This is a genomic window from Rhodocytophaga rosea, assembly GCF_010119975.1.
GTDB lineage: Bacteria > Bacteroidota > Bacteroidia > Cytophagales > 172606-1 > Rhodocytophaga > Rhodocytophaga rosea.
The window spans coordinates 6,271,010-6,289,663 of sequence record NZ_CP048222.1; the positions used below are offsets into that span (position 1 = coordinate 6,271,010).

Annotated in this window: 19 protein-coding genes; 9 read left to right on the top strand and 10 right to left on the bottom strand. The window is 41.3% G+C overall.

Annotation, left to right across the window (positions count from 1 at the left end):
• Positions 1–54: 54 nt before the first annotated feature.
• The 3 genes from GXP67_RS25890 (at position 55) to GXP67_RS25900 (ending at position 1,920) form a co-directional block, all read left to right on the top strand.
• On the top strand, positions 55–750 hold the full coding sequence (locus GXP67_RS25890; RefSeq protein WP_162445807.1) for a CoA transferase subunit A: 696 nt from the start codon (positions 55–57) through the stop codon (positions 748–750).
• Between the two features lie 105 nt (positions 751–855).
• Positions 856–1,206, top strand: a complete 351-nt coding sequence (locus tag GXP67_RS25895; RefSeq protein ID WP_162445808.1) for a four helix bundle protein — start codon at positions 856–858, stop codon at positions 1,204–1,206.
• Between the two features lie 57 nt (positions 1,207–1,263).
• Positions 1,264–1,920, top strand: coding sequence for a 3-oxoacid CoA-transferase subunit B (locus GXP67_RS25900; RefSeq protein ID WP_162445809.1), 657 nt, complete (start codon positions 1,264–1,266; stop codon positions 1,918–1,920).
• An 86-nt stretch (positions 1,921–2,006) separates the two neighbouring features.
• Here the strand turns inward: GXP67_RS25900 and GXP67_RS25905 are convergent, their stop codons facing one another.
• Positions 2,007–2,717, bottom strand: a complete 711-nt coding sequence (locus GXP67_RS25905) for a cell division ATP-binding protein FtsE (RefSeq protein WP_162445810.1) — start codon at positions 2,715–2,717, stop codon at positions 2,007–2,009.
• A gap of 2 nt (positions 2,718–2,719) precedes the next feature.
• A complete protein-coding gene (locus GXP67_RS25910; RefSeq protein ID WP_162445811.1) occupies positions 2,720–2,929 on the bottom strand; it encodes a fructose-6-phosphate aldolase in 210 nt (69 codons plus the stop codon).
• Between the two features lie 500 nt (positions 2,930–3,429).
• Between GXP67_RS25910 and GXP67_RS25915 the strand changes: the two genes are divergently transcribed.
• On the top strand, positions 3,430–3,912 hold the full coding sequence (locus GXP67_RS25915) for an Lrp/AsnC family transcriptional regulator (RefSeq protein ID WP_162445812.1): 483 nt from the start codon (positions 3,430–3,432) through the stop codon (positions 3,910–3,912).
• A gap of 102 nt (positions 3,913–4,014) precedes the next feature.
• Here the strand turns inward: GXP67_RS25915 and GXP67_RS25920 are convergent, their stop codons facing one another.
• Entirely contained in the window at positions 4,015–5,493 is a 1,479-nt protein-coding gene (locus tag GXP67_RS25920) for a SusD/RagB family nutrient-binding outer membrane lipoprotein (protein ID WP_162445813.1), read from the bottom strand.
• A gap of 56 nt (positions 5,494–5,549) precedes the next feature.
• Positions 5,550–8,891, bottom strand: coding sequence for a SusC/RagA family TonB-linked outer membrane protein (locus GXP67_RS25925; RefSeq protein ID WP_162445814.1), 3,342 nt, complete (start codon positions 8,889–8,891; stop codon positions 5,550–5,552).
• Between the two features lie 633 nt (positions 8,892–9,524).
• Between GXP67_RS25925 and GXP67_RS25930 the strand changes: the two genes are divergently transcribed.
• The 4 genes from GXP67_RS25930 to GXP67_RS25945 all read left to right on the top strand — a co-directional run bounded on the left by GXP67_RS25930 (position 9,525) and on the right by GXP67_RS25945 (position 12,017).
• The gene (locus tag GXP67_RS25930) at positions 9,525–10,103 is read left to right on the top strand and encodes a helix-turn-helix domain-containing protein (protein WP_162445815.1); all 579 of its coding nucleotides are present in this window, start codon (positions 9,525–9,527) and stop codon (positions 10,101–10,103) included.
• Between the two features lie 102 nt (positions 10,104–10,205).
• Positions 10,206–10,733: a phosphonate degradation HD-domain oxygenase gene (locus tag GXP67_RS25935; protein ID WP_232064596.1), complete on the top strand. Its 528-nt coding sequence runs from the start codon at positions 10,206–10,208 to the stop codon at positions 10,731–10,733.
• A gap of 84 nt (positions 10,734–10,817) precedes the next feature.
• Positions 10,818–11,459 (top strand): NeuD/PglB/VioB family sugar acetyltransferase, encoded by a 642-nt coding sequence (locus tag GXP67_RS25940; protein ID WP_162448061.1) that lies wholly within the window; start codon positions 10,818–10,820, stop codon positions 11,457–11,459.
• A 54-nt stretch (positions 11,460–11,513) separates the two neighbouring features.
• Complete coding sequence (locus GXP67_RS25945; RefSeq protein WP_162445816.1) at positions 11,514–12,017, top strand: YfbM family protein; 504 nt, start codon at positions 11,514–11,516, stop codon at positions 12,015–12,017.
• Between the two features lie 136 nt (positions 12,018–12,153).
• Here the strand turns inward: GXP67_RS25945 and coaE are convergent, their stop codons facing one another.
• The 6 genes from coaE to nusB form a co-directional block, all read right to left on the bottom strand.
• Positions 12,154–12,780 (bottom strand): dephospho-CoA kinase, encoded by a 627-nt coding sequence (gene coaE, locus GXP67_RS25950; protein WP_162445817.1) that lies wholly within the window; start codon positions 12,778–12,780, stop codon positions 12,154–12,156.
• Positions 12,767–13,735: a YbbR-like domain-containing protein gene (locus GXP67_RS25955; RefSeq protein WP_162445818.1), complete on the bottom strand. Its 969-nt coding sequence runs from the start codon at positions 13,733–13,735 to the stop codon at positions 12,767–12,769. Before GXP67_RS25955 ends, coaE begins: the two co-directional genes overlap by 14 nt.
• A 13-nt stretch (positions 13,736–13,748) precedes the next feature.
• Positions 13,749–14,096, bottom strand: coding sequence for a preprotein translocase subunit YajC (gene yajC / locus GXP67_RS25960; RefSeq protein ID WP_162445819.1), 348 nt, complete (start codon positions 14,094–14,096; stop codon positions 13,749–13,751).
• A gap of 113 nt (positions 14,097–14,209) precedes the next feature.
• Positions 14,210–14,740 carry a DUF1573 domain-containing protein gene (locus tag GXP67_RS25965; protein WP_162445820.1) on the bottom strand — a complete coding sequence of 177 codons (531 nt, stop codon included), beginning with the start codon at positions 14,738–14,740 and terminating at the stop codon, positions 14,210–14,212.
• A gap of 66 nt (positions 14,741–14,806) precedes the next feature.
• Positions 14,807–15,106: a YtxH domain-containing protein gene (locus GXP67_RS25970; protein ID WP_162445821.1), complete on the bottom strand. Its 300-nt coding sequence runs from the start codon at positions 15,104–15,106 to the stop codon at positions 14,807–14,809.
• Positions 15,107–15,294: 188 nt separating this feature from the next.
• Entirely contained in the window at positions 15,295–16,443 is a 1,149-nt protein-coding gene (gene nusB / locus GXP67_RS25975) for a transcription antitermination factor NusB (protein WP_232064601.1), read from the bottom strand.
• Positions 16,444–16,835: 392 nt separating this feature from the next.
• Between nusB and GXP67_RS25980 the strand changes: the two genes are divergently transcribed.
• The gene (locus tag GXP67_RS25980) at positions 16,836–18,617 is read left to right on the top strand and encodes an ABC transporter ATP-binding protein (RefSeq protein WP_162445823.1); all 1,782 of its coding nucleotides are present in this window, start codon (positions 16,836–16,838) and stop codon (positions 18,615–18,617) included.
• Positions 18,618–18,654: the final 37 nt, after the last annotated feature.

Genomic DNA, 18,654 nt, shown 5'->3' on the forward strand with positions numbered 1-18,654 from the left:
TAAACTGGAAAAGATTTAAAAAATCGGGTGGATTATTTTAAATTTTCTGATGATATGATAAACAAAGTGTTTGAAAACGCAGACCAGGCTATAGCCGATATACCAGATGGTGTTACCCTGATGCTGGGCGGTTTTGGTTTGTGCGGCATTCCTGAAAATTGCATCAGTGCTTTACTGAGGAAGAATATCAAAAACCTCACCTGTATTTCCAACAATGCTGGGGTAGACGATTTTGGAATTGGTCTTATGTTGAAAGGGCGGCAGATAAAAAAAATGATATCTTCTTATGTAGGAGAGAACGCAGAATTTGAACGCCAGTTGCTCTCTGGCGAGCTGGAAGTAGAACTTATTCCGCAGGGTACACTGGCAGAAAGAATACGTGCCGGCGGAGCTGGAATTCCTGCTTTTTTCACCCCAGCTGGCTATGGTACCGAAGTTGCCGAAGGCAAAGAAACCAGGGAGTTCGACGGAAAAATGTACCTGATGGAAAAGTGGCTGAGGGCTGATTTTTCACTGGTAAAAGCCTGGAAAGGGGATACAGCCGGAAATCTGATTTACCGGGGTACTGCCCGGAATTTTAACCCGATGATGGCTACTGCCGGAAAGATAACTATTGCAGAGGTAGAGGAACTCGTTCCTGTAGGCACGCTGGACCCCAATCAAGTGCATACACCTGGAATTTTTGTGCAGCGTATTTTTCAGGGACAACAGTATGAAAAGCGCATCGAACAAAGAACGGTGAGGGGATAAATTAGGAAATGTGAGAATGTGAAAATGAGCAGGGAATATGTAGTGGAATTAAGTGTTGTCTGATATGTCAGTGGGATAGAAGTAAATACATAAGTTGAGTGCGGTATGGAGGAAAAAAAAGAAAATATTATTATCAGGTTGAGTTTTGAATTTGCCTTAAATATTGTTGAATATGCAGAGATGCTGGAGGAAAAAAGAAAATTTGTTATAGCAAATCAATTGCTAAAAAGTGGAACATCTATTGGTGCCAACATCCGGGAAGCACAAAACGCAGAGAGTAAAAATGATTTTATACACAAATTTAAGATAGCAGCCAAGGAAGCAGATGAAACAGAGTATTGGCTGTTGCTATGTAAATTTGCAAAAAACTATCCCGACTCACAACTTCTACTCGATAAGCTGTATGAAATGAAAAAGATCATTTCTAAAATCATTATTACTTCCAAAATAAAATAACATTTTCACATTTTCACATTTTCACATTTTCACATTTTCACATTTTCACATTTTCTTATGTTAGATAAACACGGAATCGCCAAACGAATTGCCAGAGAAATAAAAGATGGAATGTATGTGAACCTGGGAATAGGTATTCCAACACTGGTGGCTAATTATATTCCTCAGGGAATTAATGTGGTATTACAATCAGAAAATGGATTGCTGGGGATTGGGCCTTTTCCTCAGGAGCACGAAGTAGATCCGGATCTGATCAATGCCGGAAAACAAACCATAACCATGCTGCCAGGATCATCTATATTCAGTTCTGCGGATAGTTTTGCGATGATACGGGGAGGACATGTTCAGTTAACGATTCTGGGAGCGATGGAGGTATCGGAAAATGGGGATATTGCTAACTGGAAGATTCCTGGCAAACTGGTAAAAGGAATGGGAGGTGCCATGGATCTGGTAGCTTCTGCTGAGAATATTATCGTAGCCATGCAGCATGTGAGTAAAAATGGCGCTTCTAAATTACTCAAAGAATGTTCATTGCCACTTACCGGTTTAAAATGTGTAAAAAAGATTGTAACCGAACTGGCTGTTCTAGATGTGTTACCGGAAGGTGGATTTAAACTCATCGAACGGGCACCAGGGATTACAGTAGAGCAGATCAAACAAGCCACTGAAGGTAGACTGGTAATAGGAGGGGAGATACCGGAAATGGTGATTTAGTACCTTTTTAGGCAAACAAACATATACTTGTGAAGCCATTCAATAGTGAGAATAAAAGATACTATAAGCACTACTTATTACTTGCATTAATCATTTGTCAGGCTGATCTCGTCTTTCTGAGAATCGAGCAGTTTGCCATTCTGGCATTTGAGCACCCTGGCCGGATGTGCCTGTAAAAAAGTATGGTTGTGGGTGGCCATCAATACGGCGGTTCCGCTCCGGTTAATTTCCAGAAATAATTGCAGAATACCTTCAGCTACCTCAGGGTCCAGGTTTCCGGTAGGCTCATCGGCAAAAAGAATCTGTGGCTCGTTAATGAGGGCACGTGCAATTACTACCCGCTGCTGTTCACCACCTGAAAGCTGATGGGGCATTTTATTTCCCACTGAGCCTAATCCTACCCGCATAAGTACTTCAGCCAGGCGGTTTTTCATTTTACCGCTGTCATGCCAGCCGGTGGCTTTCATTACAAAGAGTAGGTTTTCTGCCACATTGCGGTCAGGGAAAAGCTGGAAGTCCTGAAATACAATTCCCACTTTACGCCGCAAAAAAGGAATTTCGCTCCGCTTGATCTTGTGAATATGAAAACCAGCCACATTCATTTCACCGGAACGCAGGGGCAGATCGGCATATAAGGTTTTCAGTAAAGAACTTTTTCCGCCGCCGGTCCGGCCGATCAGGTATACAAATTCGCCCTTATGGATTTCAAAACTGGCTTTGCTGATCACCGTCTGGTATTCCTGTAAGATATAGGCATTTTTGGCTTCAACAATAGGGGCTTCAGAAAATGGATTCATGGTTAAAGTTCTAATTTCTGCAATTTTCCGAATGGTAAATCAAGTATTAATTTTTCCAGTGCCGTTTCTTTTCCTTCCAGGCCATATTTTATCATATCTTTTTCTTTTAAAGGCCTGTCGGCACGAAAATAGGCAATAAGTACAAAATTTTCATCCCGGAGCTGAATATAATCAGGAATTTTGGCTTTGCCTTTTACTTTAATAATGTACATCGGATGCAATGGCTTTGCTTTATATTGTACTAGTTTAAATATACGATAAAGCTATTTGTTAATGATTATGCAAAAGTCTTAACAAAAACCCAGAATAAAAATGCCTTGCCTGTGAATTATCCAGCCCTGCTATTACTAATCCTTTAGCTGATAATACTAAGTATATTAAAGTTCAGTTAAATTTTGCCAGTTCCTTGAAAGACACAATTTTATTTGTAATATTGCTGTAAATTTTTTAACTATTCTAGGAATAGCAAAAAAATACGAAATATTGGCTATGAAAGCATATAGTTCAGGAATTACTTTATACAGTTTAATAACCGCTTGCCATCGCCTTATTCCCATTTAAAATAAAAGTTTATCCTCATATACTTTTTTACCATAAGATGTATTGTAGAAATAATAAGCCCTCGATAAATTAATTCTTATAACCTCGCATGTAAACTCATAGAGTATTAGAAAAAGACTAATTTTACACCAAATTTTATTTTGTTCATTATATGACTACAGCCATTAAACTCGACCAGACTGATCGGAAAATTTTGGAAATTTTGCAAAACAATGCAAAAATTACAAATGCCTTGCTATCCAAAGAAATTGGATTATCTCCAGCGCCCACCCTGGAAAGAGTAAAGAAATTAGAAAATGCCGGCCTGATCCGGAGCTACCATGCCCAGTTAGACACTGAAAAAGTTGGCTTAGGTGTAACTACCTTTGTACAGGTTTCCCTCATCGGACATAAGAAGGCCTATATTGATGCTTTCGTAGAGAAAATAAAGAGTATTGAAGAAATTATTGAGTGCCATCATATTACCGGAAGCGGCGATTTCCTGCTAAAAATTATTTCTAAAGACATTGCCTCGTATCAGAAACTAATGCTGGAGCGGGTAAGTGATATTGAAGAAATAGACAGTATGCAGTCGATGGTGATTCTTTCGACATTCAAAAACAGCAAAGTATTGCCTATTCCATCCCAGCAATAATCCTGTCACTCTGCTGGGTAGAAGTAAAGCTTTCTGCAGCCACAAAATAAAAAACCTTTCCAGCTAACTACTGGAAAGGTTTTTTATTTTGGAATGAATGGCTTATTGATCCCACCACACTTTATTATTGATATCATTCACACCCCCTTGCCGGGCAATGGCTGCTTCTACGTTTTCTTTGTTAAGCGAAAATTCAAAGCTAGGGTATATAAAACGTACCGGAATACGGTTGCCATTTACATTGGATGCGCCAGGCGTAAGTGCCGGAACATTGGTTCTTCTCCAGTCAAACCAGGCTTCCAGACCTGTATAAAACAAGGCGATCCATTTTTGCGTCCCGATCAATTCCAGTGCTGTTGCCGGATTAAAGGCGACACCGGTTTGTTCCAGGTAGCCTACTGGTACAGTTAACCCGTAATAATTGAATGAACCTGTTACACCGGCTTCATAATAATCTTTTGCGGTACCAGTAATCAGGCCTTTCTGGGCGGCTTCGGCCAGAATAAACTGCAATTCCGGATAGGTCATAATAATGCCTTTGGCAATGGACAGATCTTTTGGAGTAGGGGTAAGAAAGCCATCTATATAGTAAGAAGGCCCGATACGGGATAAGAAATTAGCGCCTCCATTGTATTGCAAAGCGGCTACATCATCGAGTCCGTTGGGTACGCCAACATATACCGGATTGGCTGTGCCAGCAGAGGCAGGGGTAGGACGGGCAAAAACCTGTAATCGGGGATCACTGAGCTGCTGTAATTTGTCGCCCATTGTTTTGCTCAGGCGGAATTCATTCACTGAACCTATCCGTGACGTGTATAAAGGAAACTGGTTGGGTACCGTAGGCAGATATTGAAGGGCCGCATTGTCGTCGTTGGACGTAAATATAGGCGTAGCCGTTGGATTTGTCAGAATAGCCTGCATCTCAGCACCTACATTGCGCCGGTTAGAAATGCGCATCAGATACCGCAAACGCAGGGAATTGGCCAGTTTTTTCCATTTGGAAACATTTCCCCCAAATAAAATATCTCCACTTACAATCTCAGCCGTAGAACCCAGTAAATCGTTAGCTGTTGCCAGGTCGGCGAGAATGCCATTGTAAATCTCTTCCTGGGTATCAAACTTAGGGTATACTACTTTTTCTTTGCCTTTTGCTGCTTCGGAGTATGGCGCATCTCCATAGCAGTCGGTTACCAGCGACATCATCCAGGACTTCATTACCAGAGAAATACCCATATAATTGCTCTGTCCGGCTTTTTCGGCAATCGCATATATATTATTTACATCCCTCAGGTTGGTATACATGGTACTCCAGATCCCGTTAATTTCTCCCCATTGATACCGGTCTTCGTTTACAAACTGGATTTTTGCTGTTTGCTGAATAACAATATTGCCAATACCCCAGGAGGTTCCCATTACTTCATTCACCGTAGAGCGGATCACATTCGGCAGCAACAGGTCTGGAGTAACGGAATTAGGAACGTTTGGATTGGTATTGATTTCTTCAAAATCCTTATCGCAGGCATTGAACACTAGCAGTGCCAGGCATAGGAATACGGGCTTTAGATTTATATATCGTTTCATAATTTAGTCAATTGTCATTGGTGAATTATTCATTTGTTCATGGAAATTGAGCTGTACTACAGGCGGAAGCTTAAGTTAAAGCCTATACTTTTGGTAGAAGGAATGGCTACAGATTCAGCGCCCGGAATTACGGTTCCACCAGAGACTGAGGAGGTTTCAGGATCAATGTGTGGTACATCGGTCCAAAGCATCAGATTGCGGCCTACCAGGGAAAGATTTACACCCCGGAAAGGCAGTTTGCCTAAGAATTTGTCAGGAATAGTATAGCCTAATTTCAGTTCACGGAGCTTCACAAACGTAGCATCAAAAATAGCTCCTTCCAGTACACTTCTTCCTAAGGTAAAGGCTGTATTCCATTCCCGGGCACTCAGTTCACGGTCGGTAGATTGGGTTCCATTGGTGTGAAAGTTATTGGTGCCATCTGCATTTTTAGTCATGACCACACCAGGAGCAAACACGCCATTTCCTTCTACAGACAAATCATAGCCATTGGCCCTTCCTTCCAGGGTTTCTACCAGTTGCCCGCCTTCCCGGCCTACTACCATCGTGTGAGAATATACTTCACCGCCATACCGGATATCGAACAGGAAGCCTAAGTTGATGCCTTTATAAGAGAAAGTATTATAGATACCACCCAGCCAGTCAGGATTATAGTTACCCAGTTTAACCGTATTAGCGGTACGTACGGGTCTGCCATCTGAGTTCACAATCTGTCCTACAAACTGGCCGGTTGGATCGAAATAAGGGCTGGTTGGATCGCTGCTTACCCGCTGAAAACCAAACCCATACATATCACCCATACGTTCACCAACTATGGCATTTACGGCAAAATACCGGTCTGCCAGTGTATAATTGGTAATGCCATCAGCGAGTTCTCTTACCTCACTGCGGTTTCGGGAGAAGTTTATGTCTATATTCCAGCGGAATCCGTTATTAGCCGCTTCTATCGGCACCAGATTCAACATCAACTCGATGCCCTGATTCCGGATCAGACCAGCATTCTGTACAATTCTGGAATAGCCAGTTTCCGGAGCAAGGGGAATAAATATAATCTGGTTACGGCTATCATTGAGGTAATAGGTAAAGTCTACACCCACCCGGTTATTCAGGAATCTCAGGTCAATGCCATATTCCTGAGAAGTACTGATTTCTGGTTTTAAATTCAGGTTAGGAATCTGGCTGTTTTCACTGAAAGTTGGTGTAGTACCCCAGGGCGTTTGTGGATTGTAAGGTTGAGAAAACTGATAAGGGTCCGTATCGTTACCTACCTGGGCAATGCCTGCTCTTACTTTAGCAAAAGAGATAAATTTAGGAAGCGGAACAAAATCGCTTACTACAGCGCTCAACGAAGCAGAAGGGTAAAAATAGGAGTTATCCGCATTTCCCTGAACCCCTTTTGGTAAAGTAAGCGTACTTGCCCAGTCGTTACGGGCAGTTAAATCCAGGAAGAGATAATTCCGGAAGCCTACCTGTGCTTGTGCAAAAATACTGTTTACTTTGCGCTCAGATTGGTTTGTTCCATATTCCAGCGGAACCCTTGCATTATTTAAGGTATATACCCCAGGCACGGTTAATTGAGAAGCAAATACATCCAGGTAGTCAAAAGTATTTACCCGCTGGTTTCCCCCAAGGGTTGCATTCAATGTTATGTCTGAGCCTAAACTTTTATTGAATTGCAGTAATAAGTCTGAGTTGCGTTCGAGAGATTTCACCGTTTCGCGGCGGAAAGAACCAAATGGATAGCGCTGGGTACTGAAGGCCCGGCGGCGGTCCCGGATTTCATCTGAATAATCCACTTGTGTACGGGCTTGCAGGCTCAGCCAGTCGGTGAACTGGTAACTCAGCGTGATATTACCAATAATACGGTTCACCTGCTGGCCATTGGTATTTTCGTACACATTGAAATACGGATTGTCGTGGTAATTGTAATTGAAGTTGTATTGCTGAATATCTTCAAAGCCCGGCTGCCAGTAGTTACGGAGGTTTTTGGTATCGATCTGGCGGCCATACCAGCAATTAAACAAGTACATAATATTCTCGGTACCATAACTCAAGTTTGGCCGGTTATCGCTGTTGCTGCGGATATAGCTTACATTGGCACGGGCCGTAAACTTTTTAGTCAGCTTATAACCCCCATTCAAAGAAAAAGTATTGCGGTTGAGATCTGTATTAGGTACAATACCTGTCTGGGTCAGGTTGGTATAGGAAAGGCGGAAGTCGCCGAACTCATTGCTACCTGTTAAAGCAACGTTGTTGGTTAAGGTTTTACCGGTTTCAAAGAAATCCTTTATGTTATCCGGGTGTGGACTGAAAGGAGTAGGCTGGCCATCTCCCGGACCACCAGGAACTCTGGCATCTCCTGCCCGTAACCCTTTATTGGTTGGAGAATCATGTTGTACAATGAGTTGCCCTTCCATTTTTGGTCCCCAGTTTTCATCCACCCCATCCTGCAAACCACCACCAGAACCATCTTTAAAACTAAATTCACCTCCCAGACCCTGGCCGTACACATTCTGGTAATCTGGCAGCCGGAGTGGCGTATCGAAAGTGATATTTGAATTTACACTGATGCCCAGCCCTTTGGTATTTTTCCCACTTTTAGTAGTAATTACAATTACGCCATTGGCTGCCCTGGAACCATATAGAGCCGAAGCATTAGCACCTTTCAGCACGGTAATAGATTCTATATCATCCGGATTAATAAAACCTGCGCCGTTTCCATAATCCGCATCCTGGTTATTGCGGCCTGAAGAACCCACAAAGTTATTGCTGATCGGCATACCATCTACCACAAAAAGCGGCTGATTGGCATTAATATTCAGCGACCGTTCACCCCGGATGGTAATGCGTGAAGAAGCACCCACGCCTGACGGGCTGCTTACGACTGTAACCCCGGCAATTTTACCAGCCAGCTGGTTTACCACATTCGTTTCCCTGGCTTGTGTAATACTTTCTGCCGAAATTTTCTGGGTAACATACCCAAGTTCCCGTTGTTGTTTTTCAATACCTAAAGCTGTTACTACCACTTCAGACAAGGCTTTTACATCTACGGCCATCCGTACATTTAACACCGTACGACTACCAATGCTTAATTCCTGGGAAATAAAGCCAATGAACGAGAATACCAGATTATCCGACTGGGCCGGAACATTCAGGGTATAACTGCCGTCGCTGTTGGTAGTGGTTCCTACATTTGTACCTTTCACCAGAATGGTTACCCCTGGTAAAGCCGTAGAATCTTCCGCAGACATAACTTTCCCGGAAACCTGCCGGGTTTGCTGGGCAAAACCAGATACAGAAAGACCCATCCCCAACAGGAGTAAAATACAGGTTCGGATTGCGGTTATACTCCGCTTTTTTTTAGGTGGCGCTCCTGCGCATTGTAAATGATTTTTCATAAATTTGGTTGTTTTTAATGAGACTTAGGATTTTGTTAAGACACAATAAGGCCACATGCTACTTGTTGAAGTAGTTATTTAGCGGTAACACAAGAAACAAACATGCGCCTTTGATGAAACCGGGATCGTTGCCGCGATTCCGGTTTTTGTATTATAGGGCTATTGTCTGGTTACTAATGAATTAAGAATTGTTTTGTAATGGTGTTGATGCATCCTGTTTATTTACATACTTTCTAAGTATAGAAACTTAATGCTGGTTGTCATACAGATGATCAAAAACAATGGGTGTTCCGTTTACAAATGGCGGCATGAACTGCGGAATGAAAAGTCATTCACCTATATCCAACACCATTTATCCAAACACTAATTGTATACTGTTTAAGCAGATTACTATAAACATATTAATGTGCCAAAAATATAAGAATAAAGTTTACAAATATTAAACTTTATTTTAAGGATTTGTTAAGAATTTGGATTTAAACAGTAGTTTTAGTTTAATATAAAGAAACCTTAACAGTGCCTTAACACAAGATATAACTGAAAGGCTTATTTTGAGCGACTACTGATGCCTGGGACGAATGAAGCAAAATAACACCCTAATATAAGCTATAGGATTTTAAAAAGCCAGCGACGATGCATGATGATATTTTAATTAAGATCGGAAAAAAAATACGGGAAACCCGGCAAAAACAGCAGATAAAGCTACATGAACTGGCCGAAGAAGCCCAGATCAGTAAGGGATTGTTGTCTAAAATTGAAACCGGGAGAACCATTCCCTCTTTGCCTGTACTGATCTCCGTTATTCAGACGCTGAAAGTAGATATGAGCGCTTTTTTCGAAGGGATAGAAATGCAGCAAAATAGTCCTTTTATTCATAAAAAATCAGGGCAATATACACCTTTTGAAAAAGAAGAAGCCTTAGGCTTTTTGTATCAGTTTATCCTGAGTCATAATATTGCCAATATTGCATTTGAAGCCGTAATTTTAGAGTTGAAACCGCATTCGAAACGGGAAAAGGTAGTTACTGATGGCTTTGAATTTAAATATGTGATCAGCGGCCAGGTAGAATATCAGTTGGGCGATGAAATTGTAGTATTGCAAACGGGTGATTCCTTATTTTTCAACGGAAAAATACCTCATGTACCGGTGAACAAAACCAGCCTGCCAGCCTCTATGCTGGTAATTTACCTGTTACTGCCGCCACAGTTGTGAATCAGGTACACATCTTGTCATACAAGCGAATAACCCAGGACTTAATATATCAACTATGCATACGCAAACATCCCTCAATCAAAAGTAAATGAAATATTTTCTTTGTATGAAAGATTTGGTGCCAACGATTACATTGGTGAGCCAGTTTCACAAATCGAACATATGGCGCAAAGTGCCCAGCTGGCTGAAAAAGAAGGCTATGATGAGGAAGTAATTCTGGCCGCGTTTTTCCACGACATTGGTCATTTGTGTGCTTCCTCGGCTAGTGAGAGTATGAATGGATTTGGCGTAAAAAGCCACGAAAAAATAGGTGCTAATTTTCTGCGGAGCAAGGGATTTTCAGAACGATTGGCCAGACTGGTAGAAAGCCATGTGCAGGCCAAACGGTATTTAACTTTTGCCCAGCCAGATTATTATGCCCGATTATCGGAAGCAAGTAAACAGACGCTCCAGTTTCAGGGTGGACCTATGACAGCCAGGGAAGCAGAAGCATTTGCCAACGATAGTTTATTTGAGCTAAGTATCCGGATGCGCCAATGGGACGAAATGGCTAAGGAAGAACATATTCCTGTTCCTGACCTGAATAAGTACAAGCAAATGAGTTTAAAGCTGTTGACTTTAAATCAATGACCAATGCTTACTGAATAACTATTGCATTTGGTTGTAAGAGAAGTGCATCCTACATTTGCTGACTTTTTACAATACAAACAACACATGGAAAATCCTGTCATTATAATTGGTTCTGCCACCGGACTGGGCATTGTCGCCCTCGATATTTTTCAAAGCAACCAGGTCATTGTATACTGCTTTCTGGACGACAATAAAGAATTACACGGCAAAGAAGTGCACGAAATATCCGTAATGGGCAGCACCGACGATGATGGTTATTTGAAGCTGATCGGAAAAAAATGCGAGGCGTTTATTGCTACCGACGATACCAAATTCCATAAACACCTGACTGAAATGCTCAATGAGCGCCGTAAAATGATGCCGGTAAATGCCATTCACAACCGGGCTACTATTTCAGGAATGGCTTCCATTGGGCATGGTAATCTGATCAGTTCCAACGTGATCATCAATACCGGTGCAAAAGTTGGGAATCATTGTATTTTACATGCCGGTGCTATTGTAGATTACCAGGCACAGGTGGGAGATTTTGTTCAGATCGGCGCAGGCAGTATTATCAACTCCAATGTAAATCTGGCCAATGATGTATTTGTGGGTTCAGGCGTAACTATCGTTTCCGGAATAAAAGTAGGCAAAGGTGCCCGTATTGGGGCTGGTTCGGTAGTGATAGAAGATGTAAAAGCAGGAGCTACCGTTTTCGGGAATCCGGCAAAGGCGATTGGGAAGTAATAGTTTCAAGAGTGTTTAGAAATAGAAAATTTAGTTCAGAGGATAAACATGAGTATGTTACTAGCCTTAAAGGCAATTTCAGAAGATGAATTAGAAGCATTAAAATTAGATAGCTCTCCTCTCACAGAAGATTATTTTTCAGGACAAGACAGTGAGGATGAATTATGGCTTGATAAGTTTTGGGATATTCTGCAATTCTTGATTGCTCATGACCGTTTCGATTTTTCCTCTATCCCAGGAAAAGTAGTTCAAGGTGGAGAGCCTATTGATGAAGAATTGGATTTAGGATATGGCCCAGCATTATATGTTACAGCTGATGAGGTAAAAAATATTAAAGAATACCTTTCAAGTTTGAAGTATGAAGAGCTTGTCCGTAAATTCGATGCTGAGGTAATTTCACAAGAAGAGATTTATCCCTATTATCAAGAATTTAGAAAGGCTTCAGCAGAAGAAATTCAAGAGGAGATTTCTTATTGCTTGGCTTATGTTGATAAGTTAAAAGAATTTTACAGAAAAGCTGCCGATAAAAATTTTGCGGTAATTAAAGAATTATGTTAAAAAATACTGCCTGCCCTTAACTAATATTGATAGTGATTTTTAATATACCAAGTTAAGGCACGGCCTCATTGCCACCTAGTAATACTCTTACAGACTAAGTTTGAGTTATTATGTATTTTACCATTATAATCACTACCTAATATGTCTTTCCTGCCATTGCCAGAAATTGCTCATGTAGAGCGAGTATTTGTGGAATGAGCAAGCGGCTTTCGTCATTATATAAAATAAAATCTGCTCTTTGTAATTTCTCTTCCTCTGATAATTGCTTGTCCATAATCGCTTGTATATCAGTAAGGGTACGGTGGGGATCACGGTTTCGAATGCGCTCTATCCGGACAGTAATGGGAGCAGATACGGTAATAATTTTGTCTAAAAACTGATAAGAGCCTGCTTCATAGAGTAGGGCGGCTTCTTTCAACAGATAGGGATATTTTGAATGAGCTTGCACCCAATCTGCATAATCTTCGGCTACTCTGGGGTGTACGATGCTGTTGAGTAAAGCTACTTTCTCCGCATTATTAAATACCTGTGCCGCCAGATAAGAACGGTTCAACTGTTGGGTATCCGCATTATAAGCAGAAGTTCCGAAAGCAGTTATAATATCTTGTATCAAAACCGGGTTATACTGCATCACCCATCTGGCCCTGGTATCGGCATCATATACCGGAACACCCAGCGCATAGAAAATTTTACTGGCCAGGCTTTTACCAGAACCAATACCTCCGGTAATTCCGATCTGTAAAGGAGCATTATTTGATTTCATACACCCGGATGGAACCTTTGTTTACCCTGACATCGCTTACAAAAGGAGGCTTATGTTCGAGCTGAATAGTGATGGTAGAATCAGTTTTATTGAGGTGCGTATAATCGGCAATGAGTCTGAAATCTTCCGGACGCACCGGATTGGTTTCTTCTTTTTTGAGCCAGTAGCTTACTTCCAGTACCGGATTAGCCAATACTACACTATCTTTTTTGGGAAAGTTCACCCTGGCTACTGGCACCAGTTGCGTTTCTTTGCGGAAGGAGGCAACATTAAAATTGACTTTTACTCTGTTATTATCAGACTCGATTAAGGAGCTTTGTACATAATTTACCGGAATATCTTCCTCAAAATTTTCGTCTATGCTTTTTAAAGGAATATTTACAAAAATGGAATCTGGTAAGGCTTTCAATAAAGAAGAAGGCCCTTCAAAATTTATGTAGGCAGGATTAAGCCTGATCGGACTGGTAATACGGTATCCTTCCGCCAGATTTACTGCCAGGCTGTCTACTAATAAGGCTACTTTTTTAGTAGTAATCCGGTCAAAATCGAAAAATATGGTGTCTTCCACAATATAATTGATCCGGATATCCCGTATTTGTTCGGTAATAAACGGAAGCAGATTGGTGCCGGTAATATATCTGGCTTGTAAAGGACTGGAAATCCTGTAGATGAGGGGCTCTACATTTACCTGCAGCGTCTTTTTGAGCAGGTTCCAGCCATAGCCGGATACATTCAAACGCACTTTTTTGGGCAGAGGAGTGACCGACACATAGGTAGAATCGTCATACTCAAACTCAATAGGATACGATAGCCGGGTAGAATAATCTTTGTTGAGGGCATTCAAAAACCAAAAAGTAGTAGCGGCCATCAGGCACATCACTACTACTTTTACATCGTTGCGTCGAATCGTGAGCGATTCTAAAATCCAGGATAATATGTTTCCGGTTTGTTTCAAAAACGATTTATTATTAAGGCTGCTGCACAGGTTTTTTCACAGTAGGAGCCGTTTCATATTTTTTGCTGGCTTCCTGAGAAACAGAACTTTTCTCAAACACCAGTTTAGTGCCTTTATCTACATCCAGGGTAATGGTATCTGCTTCTACTGAATAAATTCTTCCATGTAGGCCACCAATTGTTACCACCATGTCGCCTTTCTTGAGTTCTTCTCTGAACTTCTTCTGGTCTTTCTGCTTTTTCTGCTGTGGCCGGATCATAAAAAAATAAAATACAAGGCCCATCGCAGCAAATAGAATCAGACTGGAATAATCGAACCCGCCAGGTGTTTGAGTGGCCTGTAATAAAATAGTTAATAGCATAGGTATATAGGAATTCTTTAGGTTTAGTGGTGAGGGTAATTTTCTGCCGGATTTCAGGCAAGGCAGAGAGTTGATCCTGCTTTATTCAAGATCAACTCTCTGTAATTACCCGGTTAATTAGTTTTATAAGGTCCTTTCATGCTGGCTACACCAGATTCTACGATCCCTTTCAGAATTACCTGATCGCTGCCATTCGCGGTATTGGAAGTAACAGTTACAGCCTTGCTTTGTACACCGGCTTTGCCTTTGCTGTTAAATTCAACTTTAATTTCGCCTTTGGCACCTGGGGCAATAGGTTCACGAGGCCAGTCGGGAACAGTACATCCGCATTGTGCAGAAGCATTCTGAATGATCAGCGGAGATTTACCAGTATTGGTGAAAGCAAAAGTATGTTTTACCACATCGCCATCCTGGATAGTTCCGAAATCATAGGAAGTTTCTTCGAAAGAAATCACAGGGGCATCAGCAGGATTGGTAGCAGCGGCCTGTGCGCCATCAGCCGGTTGTTCCTGGCTGGTTGTTTTTACTTCTGCCGCTGTGGTAGAAGCACCTTCTTCAGAAGTGCGTTTGGCTTCGGTATTGCAGCTAAACAATATACCAGCGGTTGCCAGAGTCAGCAGATAATTCATGAATATTTTTTTCATTGCTTTGTTGTGTTATTGTCAGGGGATAAAATTTGCTTGGTTAAAAACTATAAACAGGAAATAAGGCTATTTAGTGCCTTTAATCTGGCTCATTAAATCTTCTACATCTCCTAATAAACGCTCTGCTTTTACTTTGGCATCATTAATTACCCGTTGACCTTCAGATTTAGCAGTGTTTATGGGTTCTTGTTTGCCTTCTACCAGTTCATCTATCAATTCTTTTAATTTATCGCGGTATTTGGCCAGCTGGTAGTTCAGCCTGTCACGGGTGCTTTCTCCCTTTTCGGGTGCATATAAGATACCAAAAAAAGCTCCGGTAGCAGCTCCGGCCGCAAAAATTAACATAGTGCCTGTGATTCTACGCATGATTGCAATTATTTATAATCAATGTTCCTGAATTTTTGTAAAATTATCTGAAAAAAGCCTTTTTCACAAGCTAAATTTGTGAGTACTGTCTTAAAAATAGTATAATTTACCTACTTATATTCAAATAATGCATGCTCTGTTTTGGACCTTTAAAAACGAATATTCTCCAATATAAACTGAATTTGGTCTTATTTATTATCAATTAAGCCCCGGCCACTCTTTTTCACCAGGCCCTTGGCGGTGAGTTCGGCAGAAATGGCATCCAGCATTCCGTTTACAAACTGTTTGCTTTTGGGTGTACTGTATACTTTAGATAACTCGATATATTCATTAATGGTTACTTTTACCGGGATACTCGGAAAATGCATGATCTCAGCGATAGCCATTTTGAGCAAGATTTTATCCAGCGCCGCTACTCTTTCTACATCCCAGTTTTTGGTTTTACCTGAAACCATTTCCTCATATTGCTCATCGTTTTCAATGGTATATTTATACAGATCCGCAAAAAAATCCCGGTCATCCTCCCAGTTAATGGCCAAATCAAGCAGTTCCAGGGAATCAGGCTTACTTTCCTCTATATTTTTGATGGTTTTGGTCACCATACTTTTTAAAACATCTTTATTTTCAGGCCAGCTTAAGTCCAGCATCTGAAAGAAGTTGTTAGATAGTTCATGTTTAAAAATGATATTTTTAGCGATATGGTTCACTATCTTTTTATCCTCTTCAAAGCTTGCATCTGCCAGTTGTGTATATTCGGTATAAGCCGGGTCTTTCTTTATCACTTCCTTATACAATTCCTTCACAAAAGCCCGCTCAGCTCCCCAGTTTAATCCCCGGCGAATGGCTTCTTTCTCCAGAGGCTGGTGTTCTTTCAGCAGTTTGATTACCTGGTTATAATGAAATTTAAGTTCTTTCCTGGATGAAGGCTGTGGCCGTATCTGCCGGTGCTGGCGTTCCTCTTCTTCCCGTTGCACATAGTCTGCCAGTTCAATTAATAATAACAGGAGCCATATATAGCGGTCATAAATTTTTTCGGCTTCGCTGATCATTTGTTTTCCCAGAAAAGCCTGATCTTTCCGGGTCTGATTCTGATAAAACCCAATGGCTTTGGTTACGGCTTCATGTACCGGTTTTGGCATTTCTTCTTCTGCGGAAATCTGCCCTTTTTGTACACTTTCTTCAAAAAGAATACTTCCGAGTTTACGGTATCCTTCCAGTTTTTTCAGGTCTTGTGGGGTAGGGCTGTTCAGGTCTGGTGCGAAAGTTTCATGGATCAGATCAAGGGCCAACTGATAATCCGACCGTTCTGCCTGCCTGAATGCATAAATCGATTGCATGGCTTTAATTCTGAGTATTCTCCTGTTCAGCATGGCGAAGGTGTAAAAGAACGTTTGTTATAAAAAATCTATGTGTGAACCAGATACTTAAATTTATACTGCTTCAAACACCGGCAAAATTAACGTAAAAAATCGCCATTCTATAATGCCGCTCTTTATTTTAACTGTACTTTTTGACGATGAGTTTCCTAAACATATGTACATTTTTTATCCGGATAGGGGAATAAAACCTCTGCTATAGCGGATACTGTATAAATAGTTATCTTTACAGCACACTTTTAAAACTGGTTTATCGGTACGAAATACCACGCTGATTTTTTTATAAAACTAGTTTGGATCTGACGAACCAGTTGATCACATGCAGAGTTATCAGTATATAATAAATTTTACCGGTGAAGCATTTAGCCTATCTCAACAAATACCTGTACAAATACAAATACCACCTGATTCTGGGGACTTTATTTGTTATTATTTCTAACATTTTTGCCATTGTACCAGCCCAGGTGGTGCGCTATTCTTTCGATCTGGTAAAGGAAACGATAGACTTATATTTCCTCTACGATAGTTATGAAGCACAGCAGGATCTGTATGGAGTATTTGCAAAAAGTATACTTTTTTATGGCCTATTCATTCTGTTGATGGCTTTTTTGAAAGGAATATTTCTGTTTTTAATGCGGCAAACACTTATTGTAATGTCCCGCCTGATTGAGTTTGACCTGAAAAGTGAAGTATATGAGCATTACCAGGCATTGCCGCTGAGTTTTTACCGCCGCAACAATACCGGCGATCTAATGGCCAGAATTTCGGAAGATGTGAGCCGGGTGCGGATGTATTTGGGGCCTGCTATTATGTATGGATTAAACCTGGTAGTAATGTTTATCCTGGTGATTTCCTATATGCTCACCGTAAATGTGAAACTGACTTTATTTGTATTACTCCCACTGCCCTTTCTGTCGATTGGTATTTATTTTGTGAATACCATTATCAATAAACGTTCGGAAGAAATTCAGCGCAGTTTGTCAGGCCTTTCCACTTTTGTGCAGGAAGCTTTTTCCGGAATCCGGGTACTGAAATCTTTTGTACAGGAAGAACGCTCTGCCCAGAAATTTGCCGTGGAAAGTAATAACTATAAAGATAAATCGCTGAAACTTACCTTTGTCAACTCCCTGTTTTTTCCGCTGATTATGGCTCTGGTTGGGCTTAGCACTATTCTTACGGTGTATATTGGCGGCCTGGAAGTAATTGCAGGCACCCTGTCGGCAGGAAATATTGCAGAGTTTATTATTTATGTATACCTGCTTACCTGGCCGGTAGCTTCTTTAGGCTGGACTACCAGTATGGTGCAAAGGGCGGCAGCTTCCCAGGAGCGGATCAATGAGTTTCTCAACACCAAAACAGATATTGTTTCTACCGAAGACATTAAAAAGCCAATTGATGGCCAGATCCGTTTTGAGCAGGTGCGTTTTGTATATCCGGATTCAGGTATTGTCGGCTTGCATGATATTACTTTCGAGGTGAACAGCGGTGAATCGGTTGCTATTCTGGGAACGACTGGTTCCGGTAAAAGTACGGTGGCTAATCTGCTCTGCCGCATGTACGATACTACTTCCGGCCAGATTCTCATTGATAGTACCGATATTAAAGCCTACAACATATCCTCTCTTCGCAGCCAGATAGGCTATGTACCGCAGGATGTATTTTTATTCTCCGACAGCATCCGCAATAATATCACTTTCGGCCTCACTGGGGTGCCGGATGAAAGAATGATACAAGCAGCCAAAGACGCAGATTTGTATGAAAATGTGATGGCTTTTCCGGAAAAGTTCGATACCAAGCTGGGCGAAAGAGGCATTACTTTATCTGGTGGCCAGAAACAGCGGGTTTCTATTGCCAGGGCTATCGTTCGTGACCCCAGGATATTGATTCTGGACGATTCGCTTTCTGCTGTAGATACCAAAACAGAGAATGCCATTCTTAACAGCCTGAAGCGGATCATGCAAAACCGTACTTCCATTATTATATCCCACCGGGTATCTTCTGCCAAACTTGCCGACCGTATTATTGTACTCGACGATGGCCGGATTGTAGAACAAGGCACCCATGAATCGCTGCTGGCAAATAATGGGGTATATAAAGAATTGTACGAAAAACAACTTCAGACGGAAGAAGTATAGAAAAAGTCTGTAGTCTTTTGTCTTTAGCGAAACTTAG